At 74.3% G+C, this 15,432-nt stretch carries 18 protein-coding genes; 9 read left to right on the forward strand and 9 right to left on the reverse strand.

Annotated features, from left to right (window positions below; all coding sequences use genetic code 11):
• Positions 1 to 23 precede the first annotated feature (23 nt).
• Entirely contained in the window at positions 24 to 638 is a 615-nt protein-coding gene (locus FB454_RS08225; RefSeq protein ID WP_121683122.1) for a dihydrofolate reductase family protein, read from the reverse strand.
• A gap of 160 nt (positions 639 to 798) precedes the next feature.
• Between FB454_RS08225 and FB454_RS08230 the strand changes: the two genes are divergently transcribed.
• On the forward strand, positions 799 to 1,161 hold the full coding sequence (locus FB454_RS08230; RefSeq protein WP_043325166.1) for a hypothetical protein: 363 nt from the start codon (positions 799 to 801) through the stop codon (positions 1,159 to 1,161).
• Between the two features lie 47 nt (positions 1,162 to 1,208).
• On the opposite strand, the gene FB454_RS08235 is transcribed toward FB454_RS08230, so the two are convergent.
• A complete protein-coding gene (locus tag FB454_RS08235; protein WP_145822747.1) occupies positions 1,209 to 1,946 on the reverse strand; it encodes a VOC family protein in 738 nt (245 codons plus the stop codon).
• Positions 1,947 to 2,090: 144 nt separating this feature from the next.
• On the opposite strand from FB454_RS08235, the gene FB454_RS08240 reads away from it, so the two are divergent.
• Positions 2,091 to 2,516 carry an iron chaperone gene (locus FB454_RS08240; RefSeq protein WP_047891822.1) on the forward strand — a complete coding sequence of 142 codons (426 nt, stop codon included), beginning with the start codon at positions 2,091 to 2,093 and terminating at the stop codon, positions 2,514 to 2,516.
• 25 nt (positions 2,517 to 2,541) lie between these two features.
• Here FB454_RS08240 and FB454_RS08245 read toward each other — a convergent pair whose 3' ends face one another.
• Together FB454_RS08245 and FB454_RS08250 are read right to left on the reverse strand one after the other, a co-directional pair.
• Complete coding sequence (locus FB454_RS08245) at positions 2,542 to 3,495, reverse strand: FAD-dependent oxidoreductase (protein ID WP_145822748.1); 954 nt, start codon at positions 3,493 to 3,495, stop codon at positions 2,542 to 2,544.
• A gap of 70 nt (positions 3,496 to 3,565) precedes the next feature.
• On the reverse strand, positions 3,566 to 4,282 hold the full coding sequence (locus FB454_RS08250) for a hypothetical protein (protein ID WP_013285183.1): 717 nt from the start codon (positions 4,280 to 4,282) through the stop codon (positions 3,566 to 3,568).
• Between the two features lie 205 nt (positions 4,283 to 4,487).
• Here FB454_RS08250 and FB454_RS08255 point away from each other — a divergent pair, with 205 nt between their 5' ends.
• From FB454_RS08255 to FB454_RS08265, 3 genes are read left to right on the forward strand one after another with little or no spacing between them, the layout of a single operon-like run.
• Complete coding sequence (locus FB454_RS08255) at positions 4,488 to 4,820, forward strand: ArsR/SmtB family transcription factor (protein ID WP_013285182.1); 333 nt, start codon at positions 4,488 to 4,490, stop codon at positions 4,818 to 4,820.
• The gene (locus FB454_RS08260; RefSeq protein WP_145822749.1) at positions 4,817 to 5,293 is read left to right on the forward strand and encodes an SRPBCC family protein; all 477 of its coding nucleotides are present in this window, start codon (positions 4,817 to 4,819) and stop codon (positions 5,291 to 5,293) included. The genes FB454_RS08255 and FB454_RS08260 overlap by 4 nt, the downstream gene beginning before the upstream one ends.
• Positions 5,271 to 5,639, forward strand: coding sequence for a nuclear transport factor 2 family protein (locus FB454_RS08265; protein WP_013285180.1), 369 nt, complete (start codon positions 5,271 to 5,273; stop codon positions 5,637 to 5,639). Before FB454_RS08260 ends, FB454_RS08265 begins: the two co-directional genes overlap by 23 nt.
• Here the strand turns inward: FB454_RS08265 and ftrA are convergent.
• Positions 5,606 to 6,607, reverse strand: coding sequence for a transcriptional regulator FtrA (gene ftrA, locus FB454_RS08270; protein WP_145822750.1), 1,002 nt, complete (start codon positions 6,605 to 6,607; stop codon positions 5,606 to 5,608). The genes FB454_RS08265 and ftrA overlap by 34 nt on opposite strands.
• 62 nt (positions 6,608 to 6,669) lie before the next feature.
• Between ftrA and FB454_RS08275 the strand changes: the two genes are divergently transcribed.
• Positions 6,670 to 7,134: a rhodanese-like domain-containing protein gene (locus tag FB454_RS08275; RefSeq protein WP_145822751.1), complete on the forward strand. Its 465-nt coding sequence runs from the start codon at positions 6,670 to 6,672 to the stop codon at positions 7,132 to 7,134.
• 54 nt (positions 7,135 to 7,188) lie between these two features.
• Positions 7,189 to 7,767 carry a dihydrofolate reductase family protein gene (locus tag FB454_RS08280; RefSeq protein WP_013285177.1) on the forward strand — a complete coding sequence of 193 codons (579 nt, stop codon included), beginning with the start codon at positions 7,189 to 7,191 and terminating at the stop codon, positions 7,765 to 7,767.
• Here the strand turns inward: FB454_RS08280 and FB454_RS08285 are convergent.
• Positions 7,749 to 8,459 (reverse strand): helix-turn-helix domain-containing protein, encoded by a 711-nt coding sequence (locus FB454_RS08285; protein WP_013285176.1) that lies wholly within the window; start codon positions 8,457 to 8,459, stop codon positions 7,749 to 7,751. The genes FB454_RS08280 and FB454_RS08285 overlap by 19 nt on opposite strands.
• A gap of 21 nt (positions 8,460 to 8,480) precedes the next feature.
• Positions 8,481 to 9,356, reverse strand: a complete 876-nt coding sequence (locus FB454_RS08290) for a sulfotransferase domain-containing protein (RefSeq protein WP_145822752.1) — start codon at positions 9,354 to 9,356, stop codon at positions 8,481 to 8,483.
• A 243-nt stretch (positions 9,357 to 9,599) separates the two neighbouring features.
• Here FB454_RS08290 and FB454_RS08295 point away from each other — a divergent pair, with 243 nt between their 5' ends.
• Both FB454_RS08295 and FB454_RS08300 read left to right on the forward strand, forming a co-directional pair.
• The gene (locus FB454_RS08295) at positions 9,600 to 12,872 is read left to right on the forward strand and encodes a hypothetical protein (RefSeq protein WP_145822753.1); all 3,273 of its coding nucleotides are present in this window, start codon (positions 9,600 to 9,602) and stop codon (positions 12,870 to 12,872) included.
• A 45-nt stretch (positions 12,873 to 12,917) separates the two neighbouring features.
• Entirely contained in the window at positions 12,918 to 13,343 is a 426-nt protein-coding gene (locus FB454_RS08300; protein ID WP_013474661.1) for a VOC family protein, read from the forward strand.
• A 3-nt stretch (positions 13,344 to 13,346) separates the two neighbouring features.
• On the opposite strand, the gene FB454_RS08305 is transcribed toward FB454_RS08300, so the two are convergent.
• Both FB454_RS08305 and FB454_RS08310 read right to left on the reverse strand, forming a co-directional pair.
• Positions 13,347 to 14,336, reverse strand: coding sequence for a BtrH N-terminal domain-containing protein (locus tag FB454_RS08305; RefSeq protein WP_013474660.1), 990 nt, complete (start codon positions 14,334 to 14,336; stop codon positions 13,347 to 13,349).
• A complete protein-coding gene (locus FB454_RS08310; protein WP_145822754.1) occupies positions 14,333 to 15,412 on the reverse strand; it encodes a hypothetical protein in 1,080 nt (359 codons plus the stop codon). The genes FB454_RS08305 and FB454_RS08310 overlap by 4 nt, the downstream gene beginning before the upstream one ends.
• Between the last annotated feature and the right edge of the window lie 20 nt (positions 15,413 to 15,432).

Genomic DNA, 15,432 nt, shown 5'->3' on the forward strand with positions numbered 1-15,432 from the left:
GGCCCGCCGCGGCCCCGTGGTCGTCAGCTCCCGGCCGGCACCTGGTCCTTGACGTCGTCGTAGCCGACCGCGCCCGGCGCCGGTGCCGGGGTGTAGATCACCCGGATCACGCCGGTCGGGTACGCCTCGGTCGCGGCCACCCGCAGGTGGTACGGCGCGTCGCCCTCGTCGAACAGCCGGCGGCCCTTGCGGGCGGCGACCGGGTGCACCAGCAGCCGCAGCTCGTCCACCAGGCCCGCGGCGAGCAGTTGCTGCACGACCGAGATCGACCCGGGGATGAGGATGCCCTTGATGCCGGCGTCGGCCTTGAGCGCGCGCACGGCGTCCACCAGGTCACCCTGGATCAGCTCGGAGTTGCGCCAGGAGAACTCCAGCGGCTGGCGCGAGACGACGACCTTGCGCATGTCGCCGAGCTGCTTGGCGAACGGCGCGTCCTCACCGCCGGCGGCCTCCCGGTCGGGCCAGGCGCCGGCGAAGCTGTCGTACGTCTCCCGGCCGATCAGCAGGACGTCGGACGTGTCGTAGTCCTCGGTGACGGCGCGGCCCATGTTGTCGTCGAAGTACGGGAAGTGCCAGTCGGGGTCGATCTCGGCGACACCGTCGGCCGAGATGAACAGCGTGGAGATGACAGTGGCCATCGCGGTGCTCCCTACCTGTCTGTCTGGGGATGTCGACGGGTGGACCGCCGAGGCTTCGCGAACTCATCGCACCCGCTGTCGATTCTGCGGCCGAAACCCGATGGCCGGTCGCGGCGCGCCGCCGGTACCGTGCCACGACCGTGGCAGAAGGGGGTACGTGATGACGGAGACGACGACGCTGTGGCGCCCGACCGGCCCACGGGAGCTCGACCTCGTCCGCGCCTCCGGCTGGCGGGCCTGGCCGCCGCGGCTGCCGGACCAGCCGATCTTCTACCCGGTGCTCAACGAGCAGTACGCCGTCATGATCGCCCGGGACTGGAACGTGCCGGCGTCCGGCGCCGGCTACGTGACGCGCTTCCACGTCGAGCGCGCGTTCGCCGCCCGCTACCCGGTCCGGCAGGTGGGTGGCCGGGACATCCTGGAGCTGTGGGTGCCGGCCGAGGAGCTCGACGAGTTCAACCGGCACATCGTCGGGCCGATCGAGGTGGTCCACGAGTTCCGGGCGGAGAACCGGCCGGCCTGACCGGCGCCGGGCGGGCGATCGCACCCGCCCGGCGCGCGGTCCGCGGGTCAGCCCGGGGTGAGCAGGCAGAACTCGTTGCCCTCCGGGTCGACGAGCACCCGCCAGTGGATGTCGGCCCCACCCACGTCGGCGGCGGTGGCGCCGAGCGCCAGCAGCCGGGCCTCCTCGGCGTCCAGGTCGTCGCCCGGGTAGGGGCGGACGTCGAGGTGGACGCGGTTCCAGCCGGTCTTCGCGTCGGTGCTGCGGGCGAACCGCAGGTACGGCCCGACGCCCTTGGCGGAGCGCAGCACCGCCTGCTGGTCGGTCACCTCGTGCACGGTCCAGTCGGTGGCCCGGCTCCAGAAGCCGGCCATGGCGCCCGGGTCGGCGCAGTCGACCACCACCTCGGCGATCGGCCCGGTGTCCGCGTGCCGCGGGTCCGGCTCCCGTACACAGAACTCGTTGCCCTCCGGGTCCGCCAGGACCGTCCACGGCACGTCGCCCTGACCCACGTCGGCGGGCGTGGCGCCGAGCGCGGTCAGGCGCGCGACCACCTCCGCGTGCTGCGCGGCCGAGGTGGTCGCGAGGTCGACGTGGACGCGGTTCTTCGCCGCCTTCGGTTCGGAGGAGACGACGAGGTCGACGTAGAGGAAGCGGGGGTCCGGGTAGGTGAGGTCCTCGGGTTCGAGGTTCGTCACGCCGGGGGCCTCGCTGGAGATCCCCCAGCCGAGCACCTTCGCCCAGAAGCCGCCGAGCGCCACCTCGTCGTGGGCCTTCATGTTGATCTGTACGAGCCGCGTTGCCATGGCGGCGATGGTAGGTGCCGCGCCGGGTCGCTGTGGTCCCGGCAGGTGATCAGGAATCGAGAAGCGCACCGTGACCGCCGCGCCATAGCGTTGTCGTCAGGCGGTCGGCACCACGCGGACCGCGAGTCACGAGGGGGGATCGAGATGTCCGACGGGTTCAGCGCCGAGGAGCGCGCCGCGATGAAGGAGCGCGCCGCCGAGCTGCGCGCCGAGGGCAAGAAGGGCGCCAAGAAGGCCGACGACCTCCAGGCCGTGCTCGACCGGATCGCGCAGATGGCGCCGGAGGACCGCGAGCTGGCCGAGCGCGTGCACATGACGATCACCTCCGCCGCGCCGGAGCTGTCGCCGAAGACCTGGTACGGCATGCCCGCGTACGCCGACGCGGCCGGCAAGATCGTCGTGTTCTTCCAGGATGCGGGGAAGTTCAAGTACCGCTACTCGACGCTGGGCTTCCAGGAGGCGGCGAACCTCGACGACGGCGACATGTGGCCGGCGTCGTTCGCGCTGGTGAAGTGGAGCCCGGAGGTGGAGAAGAAGATCACCGAGCTGGTGCGGGCCGCCGTGTCCTGACCGTGCCGCCGGACCGGCGGCCCCGTCAGGCGGCGGGCGCCGGGCCGAGGGCGAGCGCCGCGGCGTCGCGGGCGCAGCCCCAGGACAGCATCACGCCGTTGCCCGCGTGGCCGTAGTTGTGCACGACGAGCGCGTCGCCACGCCGCTCGGCCTCCACGCGCGGCGCCGCCCGGCCGGGACGCAACCCGACGCGGTGTTCGAGGATCTCGGCGGCGGCCAGGGCGGGTTCGATCGCGACGCACCGGGCGAGGACGTCGGCCTCCTCGGCCGGATCGGGGGTGGTGTCGTCGCTGCGCCGCTGGCCGCCGCCGAGCACCACGTGGTCGCCGTGCGGGAAGATCGACGCCCATGTCGGCGCCATCGGCGCCTCCATGAAGAACCGGTCCAGGCCGGGGTTGCGCACCACGATCCGAGGGCCGCGCACCGGGTGCAGGCCGGTGTCGCCGGTCAGCGTCCGCGCCGCCAGCCCGGCGCAGTTGACCACCACCGGGGCCGACGTCGCCGCCTCGTCGAGCGAGCCCGCCGGCGCGATCCGCACCTCACCGCCGGCGTCGCGGAAGCGCTCCAGGAGGTACGCGAGGTAGACCGGCATGTCGACCAGCGGCAGCCGGACGGTGAACGCGGTGCCGAAGCCGGCGGGGCGCTCGTCGTCGCCCAACTGCCGGAAGCCCGGCGCCTGGTCGGCGAACGGGGGCGTCGCCCCTTCCGGGCGGGCGGCGAGCGTGCCGTCGCGCCACGCCACGCCCGGCAGCGGCTCGGCGCCGAGCACCCGCAGCGTCTCGTCGGTCCAGGCGCGCTGCGGGTCGCCGGGTGGGGACAGATTCGGGCCGACCATCGCCCCGGCCAGCGCCGACGTCGTGTGTGCGGGCGGCGCCGCGGTGCGGACGAGCACCCGGGCGCCGCTCTCGACCAGCCGGATGCCGGTGCTGAGCCCGCTCACCCCCGCTCCGAGGACGACGACGTCCGGACGTGCGGCCATGGCGGCTCCATCCACTCGACGGTCGCGGCGGTCCGCCCATTCTGCACCGCCGGGTGGCGCGCCGCCGTCGCTAGCGCTGCCAGGAGTCGAGGCCGCGGACCGCGGACCGGGCGACGTCGTCGGCCAGGCCGGGGTCGTTGCTGGTGCCCTCCCAGCCCTGGTCGTGCACGACCGTGACCGCGTCGGCGACCCGGATCACGAGGATCTGGCTGGTGGTCCGGCCCTCGGCCGGGCTGCCGTCCAGGCTGGTCGCCGGCCGGCTCACCGTCACCAGCAGGGCCTCGTCCCCGGTTCCGGCCATCGGCTCGGACCGGACGGTGACAGTGCCGCCCGAGGCCTGGAACGACCGGCAGTCCGCGACCGCGCCGCGGACCCGGCGCAGGTAGTCGGCCGCGCCGGTGCCCTCGAAGGCGAAGACGGTCTGGTGCAGCGTGCCGTAGGGGACGTTCTCCGGCGGGTCCTTGGGCTGCTTGTAGGCGCTCATCATGGCGGCGCTCGCGGTGACCGACCGCCCGCCGCTGCGGAACTCCTGGTCGCACAATCCGGGCAGCGCGTCGGTGACCTCCATCGGCTGCGCGTCGGTCTTGCGCAGCTCCGGCGGCAGATCGGCGAAGGCTGACGTCGGAATCGTGACGCGTCCGCCGGACGAGGCCGACGGCGACGGCGTCGCGGTCGTCGAGCCGGCGGCCGGCGGCGAGGTGGTCCCCGCGGCGCCACCGTCGTTCGCGCCGCCGTCGCCACACGCGCCGGCCAGCAGCGCGGTGACGAGCAGGGGTGCGCCAAGCATCCGTCTACGGCGACTCGGTGTCCTCACGTCGACCTCCGTCCCGGGCCCGTCCCGACGAATTCCCGATGCGGCGTCACCCGAAACAGCACCGCCACTCCCCCAACGCCCGGCCCCGCTGCCGGGTTCCGGCCGCTCCACCCACAAGGGTGCGGCGACTTCGCAAACAAATGCTTCCGCAAATGATTGTTTGCGATAGCGTGAGGGCATGCGCTCCGATCCCGACCTCGACCTCGCCTTCGCCGCCCTCGGCGACCCGGTCCGCCGCGCCCTGGTGACCCGCCTCGCCCGTGGTGAGGCCACAGTCGGCGAGCTGGGTGAGCCGTTCGATCTGACGCCGCAGGCCATCTCCCACCACGTCGGCGTCCTGCGCCGGTGCGGCCTGGTCGAGCAGCGACGCGAGGGCACACGGCGACCGTGCCGGCTGCGCGTCGACCGGCTCACCCGGCTGAGCACGTGGATCGACGAGCAGCGCCGCGCCTGGGACGACCGCCTCGACGCGCTGGAGACGCACCTCTCCGCTCCGGAGGCGACCCGGTGAGGGCGGCTACCGAACGACACGGCGACGAACTGATCGCCCGCCGCCATCTGCCCGCCCTGCCCGACCGGGTGTGGAATGCCTTCACCTCACCGACCGGGATCGCCGCGTTCTGGGGCGGCTCACACGCCACCGTGCCGCAGGCGTCGGTGACTGTCGACCTGCGACCCGGCGGGGAGTTCGCGCTCGACACCCGTGCCCCGGACGGCCGGACCGGGCGGCTGCGGTTCGTCTACGTACGCGTCGAACCGCCGAGCGAGCTGGTGTTCGACGAGCCGGTCACCGGCCTGCGCACCACAGTCACGCTGCGGCCCGCCGGACACGGCACCGACCTCACCGTGCACCAGCGCAAGCTTCCGCCCGAGCTGCGCACCGACCAGGCGGCCGACGGGCTCGCCTCGATCCTCGACGCCCTCGCCGCCCACCTCCGACACCACGACGATGGAGACAGCAGTGACCCGAGCAACCCAGCGTGACCTGGTCGCCGAATACTTCGACGGCTTCCGGGCGAGCGACCACGAGCGCATCCTCGCCACGCTCACCGACGACGTCGAGTGGGTCATCCACGGCCACCGCACCACCCGGGGCCGGACGGAGTTCGACGGCGAGATCGAGAATCCGGCCTTCACCGGCAGCCCGCAGCTCGACGTCGAGCGCGTGCACGAGGACGGGCCGGTCGTCGTGGTGACCGGCGAGGGCCGGGGCGTCAGCGTCGAGCACGGGCCGTTCCGCTTCGCCTTCAACGACCTGTTCACGTTCCGGGACGGGCTCATCGCCCGCGTCGACTCCTACGTCGTACCGCTGGGGTCTGCCGGGTCGTGAGCATGGCGGCCGCCGGGCCGGGTGAAGGCCCGGCGGTACGCCGACGGCGAGGTCCGCATCGCGGCGGTGAAGTGGTGCCGGAACGTCACCGCCGTCTCGAACCCGACCGTCGTGGCGACCTCCTCGATCGGCGCGGTGGTGGTCTCCAGCAGCGGGAGGCTGGCCTGGACGCGCCGGTCGATCAGCCACCGGATCGGGGTGGTGCCGGTGGCCCGCGCGAAGTGCCGCAGGTAGGTACGGGCCGACATGTGCGCCCGCCGTGCCAGCCGGTCGACGGTGATCGGGGCGCTGAGGTTCGCCAGCGCCCAGGACATGCTGGCGGCGAGCCGGTCGTCCTCGGGGTCGCCGGGCACCGGCGCCTCGATGAACTGCGCCTGACCGCCTTCGCGGTGCGGCGGTACGACCAGCCGGCGGGCGACCGCGTTGGCGATCGTCGGACCGTGGTCGCGGCGTACCAGGTGGACGCAGAGGTCGAGACCGGCCGCGCTGCCGGCGCTGGTGAGGATGTCGCCGTCGTCGACGTAGAGCACGTCCGGGTCGACGCGTACCGCCGGGTGGCGCCGGGCGAGCAGGTCGGCGTACCGCCAGTGGGTGGTGGCGCGGCGGCCGTCGAGCAGGCCCGCGCCGGCCAGGGCGAACGCGCCCGAGCAGATCGACACGATCCGCGCGCCGCGCCGGTGGGCCGCGCGGAGCGCGTCGGTGAGCGCGGGTGACGGGTCGGCGTGCACATCGGCGACGCCAGGCACGATCAGCGTGCCGGCGGCGGCGAACGCGTCGAGGCCGTGGCCGGTGTGCAGCGTCGCGCCGCCGACCAGCCGCACCGCGCCGGGTGTCTCCGCGCAGACGGTCAGCTCGTACCAGCCGACGTCGAACTCCGGGCGGGGCAGGCCGAAGACCTCCGTGACGATTCCGGTCTCGAACGCCGACATGCCCTCGTACGCCAGCACCGACACGGTGGCACGGGTCATGGCGGGATCTTAGCGAACAGCGTCGCTCGCGCCACTGGAGCGACCGGACGGCGGCCACCACGATGGGTGCCATGTCGAACGTTCTGCGCATCCCCGCTGCCCGTCCCGCCGACGCCCTCGCCCACTTCGCGGCCCGGCTCACCTTCGAGGCCGACGTCAGCGACGTGCACGCCGACCTGGAGGCGGGCGTGACCGGCCTGGTCGTGATCGACTCGCGCTCCCTTCCGGCGTGGCGGCAGGGGCACATCCCCGGCGCCGTGCACCTGCCCACCGCGGAGATCGCCGGCCGGGCGGGCGAGCTGGTACCGGCGGACGCCACTGTGGTCACGTACTGCTGGGGGCCGGGCTGCAACGGCGCCACCCGCGCGGCGCTGGAGTTCGCCCGGCTCGGCCGGCCGGTCAAGGAGATGATCGGCGGGTACGAGTACTGGGTGCGGGAGGGCTTCCCGGTACGCACCGAGGCCGGGCTGGTCCGGCGGCCCGCCGACGACCTCACCGCCCCGGCCGGCGCGACGTGCGGCTGCTGAGGCGTGTCGGTTCCGTACAAGACGGCAGGTGGTGGCCGTTCCTAGCATGGCCGCATGCGTGATCTTGTCTACACCGGATTCATGTCGCTCGACGGCGTGGTGGACTCCCCCGGCGGCGGTCCGGGCGAGGAGCACCGCAGCGGCGGCTGGGTCGTCAAGGACGTCGAGTTCCTGCCGGAGGCGTTCTCGCTCAAGGGTGAGGAGTTGGAACAGACCACGGCGCTGATGTTCGGACGGCGCAGCTACGAGGCGTTCGCGCCGACCTGGCGCGACTCCGAGGACCACGCCGCCTACCGGGACCTGCCGAAGTACGTGGTGTCGTCCAGCCTGCCCGAGGACGCGCTGATCGACGGCTGGGGACCGCTGACCGTCCTGCGGAGCACCGCCGACGTCGCCGCGCTCAAGCAGGGCGACGGCGGCGACATCTTCATCCACGGCAGCGCCGAACTCGCCCGCCGTCTCGCCGAGGCGGACCTGATCGACAGGTACCACCTGCTCGTCTTCCCGGTGCTGCTCGGCGCCGGCAAGGGCCTGTTCAGCCAGGCGGACCGGGACCGGCAGACACTGCGTCTGCGCGACTCCGCCGCCTACCCCAACGGCGTGGTCAAGCTGATCTACGACGTGACCCGCTGAGCCGGGTCCAGCGCTATCGCACCACCGGCGCCCGCGCGCAGCTCACCGGCCGTCCGTCCGACGTACCGGCGCAGCGCGCGGGCCAGGTGCGGTTCGTCCACGTACCCGAAGGTGGTGACCGCGTCGGCGGGCGGGCCGCCGGCGGCCAGCAGCACGGCGGCGCGGCGCGCGCGGTCGATCTGCCGCACCGCGCCCCGGGTCAGCCCGGTCGCCGCGCGGAACCGGCGTTCGAGGGTACGCGGTGACGCCGGTGGACGGCCGCCGCGCAACGTCTCGGTGACGAGCGGGTCGCGGACCACCGCACCGGCACGGACCAGCCGGTCCACCAGGGCCTCGGCGTCGTCCGGGCCGGGTGTGGGCCACCGGCCGCCGTCGAGCCGGAACGTCCGGCGGCTCACGTCGGGCAGCTCGGCGCCGCTGTCCACCAGCTCGGGCGTGGGTACGAGCCGCAGCGAGGTGCCCACCGCGAACTCGATGCCGACGAATGTGGCGCCCTCGGGCACCGGCGCGGTGCCGGTCGCGGTCTCGGGGCCGGAGACGGCCGCGTGGGAGCGCCCGTCGCGCTGCCAGAACACGAGCCCCCAGCACGGGGTCGCCACCGAGGTCATCTCGTCGACCCGATCGCTGGTGCAGGTCCACACGGTGTCGATCCAGGCCGAGTCGGACGCCCGCGTGGTGAACCGCAGCTCCACGGCAGGAGCATACGGCGACCCTCAGCGGGCGGCGGTCTCGTCCCGGGCGGGGTAGCCGAGGATCTCCGCGAGGTCACCGGCCGCCTTCGTGTACGCGGCGTAGATGTCGTCGTCGAAGTGGTTGCGCCAGTCGCCGGACGCACCCTTGCGGTAGTGGGAGATCCGCCCGGGGGTCTCCTTGGACTTCTTCATCTTGGTGAAGCTGTAGCGCGCCAGCAGGGCCTCCAGCTCGGCCGGGGGCAGCGTGATGCCGCAGTGCCGCAGGAGCTGGTCGACCTCGTCGGCCTGCCGCTCGCCGGTGAGGTCCTCGTAGCGGAACAGCCGGAACGTCTCGGCGCTCGGTGCGACCGCCCAGGACCGCATCTGCCCGAACTGCTTCTTGTCGCGCAGGCGGTCGATGACGTAGAGCATGCCCTCCTTCTTCGGCAGTTCCTGGAGGGCCTTGCGTGCCTGCGGGATGTCGCCCATCGGGGCGTGCGAGTTGCGCAGCGAGAAGTAGCTGGAGACGACAACGTCGCGCGGGTCGCGGATCACGAAGAACGCGCGGTAGCTGCCGGCCTTGGGCACCGCCTCGAACCGCTTGTGGGAGAGGAAGATCGCCAGGCCGATACGGCCGGCCGGCACCGGCGCGGTCGCCCCGCCGGAGTAGAAGCGCGGGTCGTAGGGCAGCATCCCGCAGTGGCGGTAGACGGCCGGGTCGCTGAACAGCGCCTTGATCCACTGGCTGCCGGTCTTGCGGACGGTGCAGTGGAAGATGTTGTCGAACTCGCTACGGGCCACCACCGGAACGGTGAGTCGCATGCGGGCGTTGCGCGCTTCCATCTGCGCCCGCCGGGCCTTGACCCGCAGAGAATTCGGCGAATTGTGCTTGGCGAATTCGACGGCCCGATTAATCATTTCCCAACCTCATCCGGACCCCGCGGAGCAGGGGCAGCACGAACACCTTTCCGCACGTCACGCAGGTGAAGTCCGCAGACCTCGCCTGCTCCGCCCCGCGCCCCGACGCGCCGCTAGGAATATCCCCGACGGTCCGATTGATGTCAATCCCGGGCGGCTGGGAGAACGCTGAAAATCTACAATTTCCATAGGAATTGCGGAATAGGCGCGACGGGCACCCGCCGCCACCCGCGCACCGGCACAATGAGCGCCGTGCCCACCGCCACCCGCGACCTGCTCGCCGCCCTCGACCCGCTGCCCCACCGCGACCGGACGCGGCGCCTCGTGGCATGGGCACGCACCGCACCCGACCGGGCACAGGTCTGCACCGACCTGCGCCGACACGGGCCCTACGAGCGGCGTCTCGCGCTGCTCGCCGCGCTGGCCAGCCGGGACACCGCGGCCGTCCTGGCCGCGACGTACGACCCGGAACCCTCGATCGCCGCCACCGCGCTGACCGCCGCCGTGCGGGCCGGCGTGACGCCCGCCGACCTGACCGACCAGCCGGCCGGCGCGCGGCGGCGCGTCTACCGGGCGCTGCGCCGCAACCCGGTGCCGGCCGTCGCCGACGCGCTGATCATCGGAGTACGCGAGCGGTTCGGCGACCACGAGGCCGCCGCGCTGCTGCCGGCCTGCAGCCCCGAGACGGTACGGGCCTGGCTGCCCGACCTGGAACACGCGCTGAACCCGGAACGGCTGATGCGGACGCACAGCGACATCGTTCTGGCGCGCACCGGTGAGCGGCTCGCCGCGGCCCCGCCCGAGTCGCGCGGGCGGATCTGGGCGGAGGCCGGCGGCGCGGTGCTGCGCGGTGAGCCCGCGCGGGCCCTGGACCTGCTCGACGCGTACGCGCCCGAGGAGTCGCTGCCCGGCCCGATCGTCGCGTACGGACGGCTCGCCGCACACGACGCGCGCCGGGTCGTACGCCTGCTCACGTCGCCCGGCCGCGCGGCCTGGCTGGCCCGGACCGTGCTGCCCCGGGCGCTGCTGCTCCGCCTCACCACGCTGCCCACTGGTGAACTGGTCCCGCTGGCCGCCCGGCTGCGGGAGCACGACCGGGCGCTCGCCGCGTTGCTGCGCGCCGTGCCGCCGAGCCGCCGCGCCGAGCTGTACGACGGAGCGCTGGCCGACACCGACACCACGGCGCTGCTACCCGGCGCCGCGGTGATGGAGGTGCTGCCGGCGGCGGTACGGGCACGCGAGGCGGCCCGCGTGCTGACCCTCCCGTCCGTCCGGGAGCGGGAGGAGCAGGTGCGGTTCTGGAGCGCGTACCTGCCGTGGCCGGAGGCGTCCGCGTCGGCGAGCGCGGCGCTGCGCTCCGGCGACGCGGACGAACGGGCGGACGGGTGGCGGCTGCTGGTGGCGGCCGCGCGCCGCTCCCGTGATCCGCGGACGGTGGCCCAGGTGGTGGTCCGCCTGGGCCGGCTGCGCAACGAGCAGGACCCGGTACGCGCCGCCGCGCTCACCGCGCTGGCCACTGCGGCGCCGCTGCTCACCGCCACGAACGCGGGCGGGCTGACCGGGCTCACCACCGACGCGGTCGACGCCCGGGACACCTCGGCGACCACCACCACGGCGTTGAGCCGGCTCGCCGTCGACGTCCTCACGCTTCACGTGGACGTGCCGGAGCTGACCGAGTGGGCACTGCGCACGATCGACGCGGTGAGCAGCGACGCGAACGTGCCGGTGCTTCGCCGGCTCGACACGGTGCTGCGCCACGGCCAGGAGAGGGTGGTGTTCGACCGGCTGCGCGGCCGGATCGAGGCCGGCATGGCGCGCGGCCGGTACGGACTGCTGTTCGCGCTCACCCACGCGCTCGGCCGGCGCGCCTGGCGTCTGCCGGAGCTTCAAGACCTGCTGCGCCGGACGATCGGGCCGGGCACCCTGCCCGCTGTGGCCCGTACGGCCGTCGGGCTGTGGCTCGCCGATCCGCGTACCCGCTCGCGGCGCGTCGCCGAGGTGCTCGACGTCGACGCGTCGGCGGTGGCGATCCACGAGGTGTGGGCGATCGTCTGCACGTCCCGCACCGACCTGCTCGACCGCGTGCTGGACCGGCCGCCGCGCGGCCGGTTCGTGGAGAACGGGAAGCGGTGGGTGCCCGGCCCGGCGCCGCGGGCACAGCGGTGGCTCCCCCGCCACCAGGAACGCTTCGTGGCGCTTCAGGCGCGCGTCGTCGCCGACTCCGGTCACCGGGTGTGGCAGCGGGCGGCGGCGATCCGGGCCGCCGCCGGGGCCGGCCCGGCCGGACGCGAGATGGTGCTGCGCCACGTCGACGCGTCCGAGGTGCCGGTCGCCGAGGCGGCGCTGGGCGCGCTGGTCTGGACCGACCGGCCGGACGAGGCGTTCCCGCTGCTGCTGCGGTACGCCGACGGCGACCGGGCGCGCGTCGCGCTGTACGCCGCCGGACGGGCCGCCCGCCACGTCCCGCCGGTCCGGCTGGCCGAGTTGCTGGGCGGGGTGCTCACCGGCGCCGCGAAGGTCACCGGCCGCAAGGAGGCCGCGCGGCTCCTGGCCCGCTACGCGCAGGTGGACGTGATGGTGGTGCTCGGGGAGGCGTACGCCGATCCGGGCACGCACCGCGACGTGCGCGCGGCGATCGTCTCCGCCGCCCGGCAGCGGCTGGGGACCGAGGCGGGCTGGACGGTTCTGCGCGCGGCGGTGCACGCCGGCCGGGAGGAGCGGCGGGCGGTGCTCGGCGCGTACCCGTCGGGGATCTCGGAGCGCCACCGCCGCGCCTACGCCGCGCTGGTGGTGCAGGCGTGCCGGGCCGACGACCGGGAGGTCCGGCGCGCGGCGTTCGACGCGCTCGGCGAGTGGTCGCCGTGGCTGACCGACGTCACCGACCTGGTCGTGGACCGGCTCACCGACCCGGACGAGACGACGCCGGCCATCGGGGTGGCGAACCTGCTGCGGGCCGGTGGCGACACGGCGTTCCGGGCCGCGCTGGCCCGGCTGGTGGAACGGGACGCGGCCGACGACGACCCGGGCGGCCCGGCCGCCGACCGGCCCGCCCGGCGGCGCGTCGAACTGCTCACGGAGGGCGCGGCCCTCTGGTCCGACAGCCGCCCCGCCGGCACCGACCGGGCCGGGCTGGTGGAGGCGGCGCGGTGGCTCGCCGGCCAGGACGGTTTCCTGGGTACGGCCACCGGGCTGCTCGTCGAACTCGGCCGGCTCGACGAGCTGGACGAGGTCGCCGCACTCTGCGCCGGCCGGCCCGTGGTAGCGGTCCGCACCGCGCAACGCGTCGGCGATCGCCTGCTCACCATGCGGCGGCGGCCCGATCCGGCGGCCCTCGCCGAGACGGTGGACCACCTCGCCGGGCGCGGAGACCTGGCCGCTGGCCTGTTCGCGGTGGCGCTGGTCGCGCACGGGTCGGAGTTCGGCTGGAAGACGCCGTGGCGGGACCTGCTCGTCGGGTTGCGCCGTCATCCGGACGCCGACGTACGGGAGGCCGCGTACACGCTCGACATGAGCTGACCACGCCGGGCGTCGTCCTATGCTCGGGGCGTGACGCTTCAGCGGATGGATCACGTCAGCGTCGTGGTGGACGACCTGCCGGCCGCGATCGCCTTCTTCACCGAACTCGGGATGGAGGTGGAGGGCGAGATGCCGGTCGAGGGGCAGTGGGTGGACCGGGTCAACGGCATCGACGGCGTGCGGGTCGACATCGCGATGATGCGTACGCCGGACGGCCACGGCAAGCTCGAACTGACGCGGTTCCGGGCGCCGGCACTCGTCGCCGCCGAACCGCCGGACGCGCCGCCGAACACGCTGGGCCTGCGGTCGGTCATGTTCGCCGTGGACGACGTCGACGACACGGTGGCCCGGCTGCGGGCCCACGGCGGTGAGCTGATCGGTGAAGTGGCGGAGTACGGGGACGTCTACCGGCTCTGCTACCTGCGCGGCCCGGCGGGCGTCATCGTGGCGCTGGCCGAGCAGCTGAGCTGACGCCTACCGCGCGTCGACGGCGGCCAGCACCGTCATCGCCTCGCGTTCGCGGACGGCCAGGTCGGCGAGGACCGCAGACGCGCGGGTCAGGTGGGCGGCGTCCCCGGTCCGCCCGGCGGTGGCGATGTGGTCGGCGACGGCGGTCCACAGCGGCGCGATGTCGGCGTACATGAGTTGTGCCCGGCGCAGGTGGGCGTCACCGGTGACGGTGGCGGCCTCGGCGAGGAAGTCCCGGTACATGGTGCGGAACAGCGCGCCGCCGGTGCCGCCGCGTTCCATCAGCGTCGCGGCGAGCGGGAGGTCGCGTGCCGGATCGGCGGCGCGGTCAAGCCAGCGGGTCACCCGGGCGGCGGCGGTGGCGATCCCCCGGTGGCCGAGGTTGGCGATCGGCGGGTCGAGGAACGCCCCGGCGTTGGCGCGTACCGCCGCGCGGACGGCGGCGTCCAGGTCCGGCGGGCCGCCGGGCGCGGTGAGCGTGTACGACAGGTGGCGCGCGGTCATCGGCCCGCGCGCGGCGCGGGCCCGGGCCAGGCTGTCCAGCGTGGTGGTCACCGCGCCGCCCTGCTGGGCGGTGTCGACCAGGTGGGCGTGTGAGTCGTCGTAGCCGTACACGGCGACTGTGTGCCCGCCGAAGTGGACCCGGGTGGTGAAGTAGTCCAGGTGGTACGAGTCCAGTTGCAGGCCGACCGGGTGCCCGGCGTCCAGCGCCTCGGTGACGTTCCGCCACGCCCTGGCCGCCGACGTCGTCTCCCGGACGCGCAGGTCCAACCCGAGGCGGCCGGCGGCGGCGCGGGTCACACACAGCGGCTTGGTGCGCCCGCCGAGGAACGGCACGTCCATGCCCTTGGCGTCCCAGTAGACGAAGCCGAGCCCTTCGCCGAGACCGAACAGCATCGGCTCGGACAGGTCCAGGCCCGCGTGCCGGGTCAGCACGCCGAGCGTGGTGGTCTCGCAGTGCACCCCGCCGGTCGGCGTCACGTCGTCGAGAATCACGTCGCCCCCTGTTCCGCCGTCACGGCGCTCGGATCGTGCGTCGCGGCGGCGCCCGGATCGTGCGCTCCAGCGGCGGTGCCCGGGGCGTCCCCGGAGGGCGGGGTCAGCAGCGGGCGCAGCGGTCCGTCGCCGGGGATGCCGGGCATCCGGCGGGCCACCCCGGCGAGCAGGTCGGCGGCCTGGACGCGCGGGTCGTCGCGCGAATCGGCCATCACCAGCCCGGCCAGCGGTGACGGACCGGCCGGGTCGACCGCGGCCAGTGCCGCCTGGAGGCGGCGCAGCCGGTCCTGGGTGAGCGCGCTCTGCTCGTCGTGGATCACCAGCACCGGCCGCCGGCCGCCGCTCCAGTGCAGGACGGTCTCGGCCAGCGCCGGCAGCAGCGGCTCCAGCGGTGGCGGGATCGTCCGGTCGCCCGCGTACAACCTGGCCTGCACCTCAGCCACCCGGGCCGGATCGAGCGCGTCGAGGACCGCGCCGGCCGCCTCGTCGCCGACGTGACGCCGTAACGCGTCCCGCGCGGCGAAGAACCGTTGCACGCTCCGGTCGTCCGCCCGATCCCGCCGCTTGGTGCGCAGCATCTCGACGACGGCGGCGAGGAAGACCGCCCAGCCGGGTCCGGCCGCCCGCCCGGCCCGGTGCAGCGCCGCCGCGGCCTGACGCCGGTCACCGGCGAGGCGGGTGCCCGCCGCGTACGACGGCTCGGCCAGCAGCAGGTCGACGACCCGGGTGGCGAGGAAGAACTCCTTGTCGACCAGGTGCACGTGCGCCCGGCCGCGCAGCGCGGACAGGAACCACTCCACCGCCTCGGCGGCCTCGCGGCGGCGCAGGAACTGCCGGGACTTGACCTCGTCGGGCGAGAACCGGAACCCGGACCGCAGCGTACGGATCAACGCAGCGGCCTCGTCACGGCTCAGGTCGACGCTGGCGTGGACGATCACCGGGGTGGCCGGATCGAGCAGGTTGGTCCCGGAGAAACCGGACTCGTCGCAGGCGATCTCCAGCACCGCGCCGGTCAGCGCCTCGCCGGGTGGCAGCCCACCCTGGAGCGGCAGCCTCGCACCCGTCGACCCGGCCATGCCGACCATGCTCGCCCACC

This window comes from Micromonospora sp. CNZ297 (assembly GCF_007827625.1).